We start from the raw sequence: 5,074 nt of genomic DNA, 5'->3' as shown, positions 1-5,074 counted from the left end.
AAGAATGCACCAGATGCGCTATGTCGCCGTCGAGCTGGCGACGTTCTTCTAGGTTGATGCGTGCGTAGGTGCTGCCCTGTGCCAGTGCTTGGGCAAAACGGGCATTGAGGGCAACGGCTAGGGTTCCATCATCGTGGAATGCGTAGCTCAAAAACCGCATTGACCACTGCCAGCCCTCACTGCGAGCCGTGCAGTTGACCATAGAGAGGCGTTCTAGAATTTCCTTTACTCGGGTATAGGTTTTCGTGTCATCGCCCATCCCGGAGGCTTGTAGGAGCTTGTAGAGCGTGGTCTCAACAACAGCGCCATAATCGCCCAACGCACTGTTGAGCGGGTTTAGTCCAGCCCATAGCTTTTTACCAAGTTCCCCGGAGGAATCAGCGCTTATATTTGCGGACTCAATACCAGCCATTCCTATAAGTGCAAGCAATATGGTTTGATCCCTGCTATCAAGCCATTCATATGAGGTAAAAGTTAGTTTGGTTTCATCATAATCAGCAAGAACTTTTAAACCAACTGGGCGGCGACCTCTCGTAATAGGTCTAAATAGTGAAGCCGTTGCGGTTGCTCTGTCTGTTCTTGCAAAAGTAACTTTTGTATTATTTGTCGAAGTCATGTTTACCCCCTTTATTGTGATTTTTTAATATATGAGCCTCAACATCAAAGTGTTTAAGGCAGTAGCCATTTACGTCAGGATTTTTAGAACTTATCTTTTTCAAAATAACTTCACTAACGGGCAAGCCATAATTCTGTTTTGAGATACCAAACGAAACATAGTATTTCTTTTCAATATCACCGAACAGCAGATTTTTAGATTTCTCATCTGACAAGTTCGTTAAATACCCTTGCCACCTGATGTTATCAACAAGAACAGAAGAACCACGGCTTGCCTGTTGTTCTGCCCCAGCCCCATTATTCATACTGTTTTTATTGGTATGGTGAAGGAATATAATCGAGCATTGCGTTTTATTGGCAATACGCTTTAAGTGCCCCACTACGTTAGACATTGCACCACTGTCGTTTTCATCGGCTGAATGTATTACGCGCAAGGTATCGAGAATAAGCAACTTTGAACCTGTTGCGAGTTCAAGAAAGTATTTCTGTGTGTCTGTTGTAAGAATATCTAACTGAACATCGCAAGAGCTAATTACGGTAAGGTTTTCGGCAATGGTTTCACGCTCCACAGGGTTGCAGTGTTCACCCACAGCAAAAAGCCTGTGCTCGATGACGTTGGCAGGGTCTTCACCGGCGAGATAGACCACCTTACCGATTTCGGTAGGAAGCCCAAGCAGGTTAGGCCCTCCGGCGATTTGACAGGCCAATGAGAGGGCAAAAGCCGACTTACCAACCCCACCGGGAGAGATGACCGAACCAACCACGCCATAGGGTAGACCGGGAAGGATGAAGCTGATTTTTTCCGGCACGTCTGAAAACGCTTTTAGTATGTTAATTCCCATTTACACACCCGCCCGCCGCCGTCCCGTTGCGGGAAAAACAGCAATTAAATTTTGTATCCATTATTCATCCCCTTTTTTGCACTTTCTATTGTTTTCTCAACGTAACTATCAACGTCTTTGTGTCTTCTCGATAAATCTGGTGAAAAGTCCTTTAAAGCCTGCCCAACAGTGTCAGCAGGAAACCTTTGCTTTAACAAATCCTTCGCCACATTAAAATCAATGGTGCTGTCGTTTTTAGTCCAGCCATTTGTTTCAGCCAAACCAACATATTTATTATAAGACCTTTCAAAAGCCCTTTGAACTTCCGGGCCAGACATTACAACCGGAGCGTCTAAAACATCTTGAAACTCTTTCTTTTTGGCAATTACTACTGGTTTGGCAACTCTCAACCCATTCATAAAATTATCAAAACAGTTAGTAACAAGCCCTTTCATGCCCTCAATTACTTTTGTTATGAAATTATTTCTATTTGCCTTTTTATTGGAAAAGCCCGCCATTCTGAATGGATGAACAACACCGGAAAATTTAGGATCTCCATACTTACCATTTATTTCAACCACGACTTTGTTTGCAATTGCCTGCTCATCCCTATGTTTTTCTTTTTTAACTTTCAAAATGGCTTGAAAGTTATTCTCGCTTGATGATTGTATTAAACAAGGCGAATATTCATCTTTAACCTTCTGTAAATTTTCTGCCTTAATATCATCAATGACCATATAGTGATAATTACTATCCATAGGGGTTATATATATATCGTAACCCTGTGCATTTTTTGCTCTTAACTCTGGTATTTTTTCCTCAACCTCATGATAAAAAAAGGTTTTTTCAGTTCCATCCCTCTGTTTTCCAAGGTTGAAAGCCTTCTTGCCGTCTACCCTTGGCATACAGGTAATACGGTATTCCTCGGCGTGCAAAGCCTCATGTTGAGCCGCCCAAGCCTTTACCTTTGCTTGATGGTCTGGCTTCAAGACACTGCTTGCAGATGTTGCATTAAGGTCGGATACAACAGCACTAACCCCGCTCCAAGCATTGTTCCCAGCAGCAATGACACGCTGAACACTTTCCAAATCAAGGACTTTTTCAGGCTCGACATTTCCAACATTGCTTGTTCTGTTAGTTCCGTGAACTGGTTGTGTACCTTCGTCAAATCGTTTATTGCTGATTTCGCTGTTAACGTCAGAAGTTCCAATGACGCTTTCGATTCTTGGCTTAACTCCAATAGATTCTGACTTAACTGCTCGACCATTGGTGCTATCTTGTTTTGTTCCCTCACTATTTTGACCAATTGCCTCTGGCTCAACTGCTGCAATTCCGCCTGACTCAAAACCGCTTGTTGCTTTGATTTGCTCTGCTCTTGCGATAAGTTTTTCACCTTCTCTGTCTTGTTCATATGTAACCCCTCTTTTTATTAATTCATTCCAACTGTATTTTTTGCCCAATTGGGAGCCTTTAAAATAAACACCACCACACTCAAAAGAAAAACCGTTCATCTTGCCAGTCTTGGCGACGTTCGGGATAACCTTAATGTCTGCTTTCTCCAACTTTTCCATAAATGCGAAAATGGATTGTTTATTGCCTTTACCGCCCAAGGCTGTATCAATGGTATTTTGTAAAATCTGTTTTGCTGGTGCTTCCCCTGTTCTTAATGACATTTCTATTTCCCCCTTCGTTAATGATTTTTTGCCGTTCTTATTTTCAAGCCCAACCGTTGCAACTAACCCGAATTCTTTTTCCAATTTTTGAGTTATGTCGATAGCCTTTAATGCCTCTCTTTGTCCGTACCACAATGAGCCATCAAGCCCCACACGATTTGCGATGATATGGATATGCTGCTTGTCCGTGTCTTCGTGCTTCACAACGTGGTATTGGTTTAGGCTTGTAAATTCCATATCTTTCATAAACTTATCAGCGATTCTTGACCATTTTTCATCACTGATTTTTTCACCGACAGGCAACGACAGCGAGCAATGCCAAACAGGTTTATCTACGTCCGGGCGCATTTGGCGAGCAACGCCAAATTCTGTTGCAAGTTCTCTGGCGTTAGTGCCAGACATATTACCGCCAATTACTACGGCAGTTGATTTGTAGGCATAATCTAAAACACCTCTAAACCCAGCCCCTCGATTCATTATTTTTGCTTTCATTCGGAGTCCTCCTTATCAACATATTTAAAAGACTCTTCCAAACCAGCATAATCAAAATCATCTAATTCGTCTTGGGTTTCAGTCTCTGGCAATTCTTTATTCTGTTCTTCCATTTTCGCCCTCATTATTTTTATTAAATTTTATTCCAAGCAATGAAGATCTTAATTCGGTGATTGTATTTTTTATATCGCTCGCCTGCGCCTGTCCGTTTGGGCTGTTCAGTTTTTTCATAAGCTGGTTCAGATTAGCAACGGCAGTTGCCAATATGACCCACGCTTGTTTGTTTAGCTCTGGCACCTCAACAGGTAATTTGTTGAGTGCAGAGTTGCGAAGGTATAAAGCCACCTTGCGTGGGTTTGTATCTTTCGCATTGTTTTGTATCGTGGCGAGTTCACTATCAGTGAGTCGCAAAGATATGCGGTTAGTTCTTATGTCTTTTTGGGTTTTGCTTTTCATCTTTTGATTTCCTCTTTTGATGTTGTTTTAGTTTTTGATTTGCAACCCCTGAACGAAGTGACTGGGGCTACCGTTAGGTAGGGGGAGAAATAAAGGCACTTTATTTACACCTTGCTCCTTACCCGATACCTCTTACTTAAAGTTATACCATTTCAAAATTCAAAAACAAGGACAAAAGGCACTTTTATTTTTTTGCCCTTTAAATTTGTTTTTTTGTCAATAGTCAAAGGCTGAAAAAAACGTAAGGCAAAAGCACAAAGCAAGAATGCTTTCGCTGGCGCTCAAAGGCTTTTTATTTCGACGGTGTTGGGCTTTTGATTTTTTTCCCGTGCCGGGACGGCGGCGGGCGGGTGTGTGTCGCCTGCGACACGTTTTTGCTCTTGCTCGCTTTGCTCACTGCGAGAACCGAATTTGTGAGGTTTTCGATAGAGTATTCATAGATACTCTTAGACCTCAAAAAACGAAAAACCCTGAAAGCCTTACGGGCTGTGGCTTACAGAGGGTTTTCGGGGGTAAAGTTTGTGACCGTTAGCACGGTAGTTTGTGACCGTTAGCACGGTAGTTTGTGACCGTTAGCACGGTAGTCAGAAGCCAATCATTTTTGGACGCTTGATGGTTGCCATAGCGTCCACACCGCGACCGGAAATATCGACCTTCCAGCTTTTGAGGGTCTTGATTTCTTCCAGTGCAGCAAGCACCAACGTCCTGCGCTTGCGGTTGGTGGCGTCATTTTGAGACTCAACCCCCCAAATCCTTATCGCCAGCTTGTCTATGCCGATTCTGAACGTGTTGCCGGCTCTGATGGTGGCGTTCAACCAAGAATGCACCAGATGCGCTATGTCGCCGTCGAGCTGGCGACGTTCTTCTAGGTTGATGCGTGCGTAGGTGCTGCCCTGTGCCAGTGCTTGGGCAAAACGGGCATTGAGGGCAACGGCTAGGGTCTGTCTCTTATACACATCTGACGCTGCCGACGAAGTAGAGCCGGTGTAGATCTCGGTGGTCGCCGTATCATTAAAA

At 43.5% G+C, this 5,074-nt stretch carries 5 protein-coding genes; all 5 read right to left on the bottom strand.

The window, feature by feature from the left end; all coding sequences use genetic code 11:
• The coding region (gene repC / locus AC0IW7_RS24710) for a replication protein C, IncQ-type (protein ID WP_471821479.1) at positions 1-616 on the bottom strand (616 nt) is incomplete at its 3' end.
• Positions 600-1,457, bottom strand: coding sequence for a helicase RepA family protein (locus AC0IW7_RS24705; protein ID WP_471821477.1), 858 nt, complete (start codon positions 1,455-1,457; stop codon positions 600-602). The genes AC0IW7_RS24705 and repC (AC0IW7_RS24710), both read right to left, overlap by 17 nt.
• A gap of 44 nt (positions 1,458-1,501) precedes the next feature.
• A complete protein-coding gene (locus tag AC0IW7_RS24700; RefSeq protein ID WP_471821475.1) occupies positions 1,502-3,601 on the bottom strand; it encodes a relaxase/mobilization nuclease domain-containing protein in 2,100 nt (699 codons plus the stop codon).
• 96 nt (positions 3,602-3,697) lie between these two features.
• A complete protein-coding gene (locus AC0IW7_RS24695; protein ID WP_471821474.1) occupies positions 3,698-4,057 on the bottom strand; it encodes a plasmid mobilization protein in 360 nt (119 codons plus the stop codon).
• A gap of 584 nt (positions 4,058-4,641) precedes the next feature.
• Positions 4,642-5,074, bottom strand: a 433-nt coding sequence (gene repC / locus AC0IW7_RS24690; protein ID WP_471821472.1) for a replication protein C, IncQ-type, incomplete at its 5' end; no start/stop codon positions are given.

The sequence above is a fragment of the Pseudomonas sp. AC229 genome, assembly GCF_979254655.1.
The sequence above is the reverse complement of the archived record's forward strand: the minus strand, read 5'-3'. Positions and strand labels throughout refer to the sequence as shown.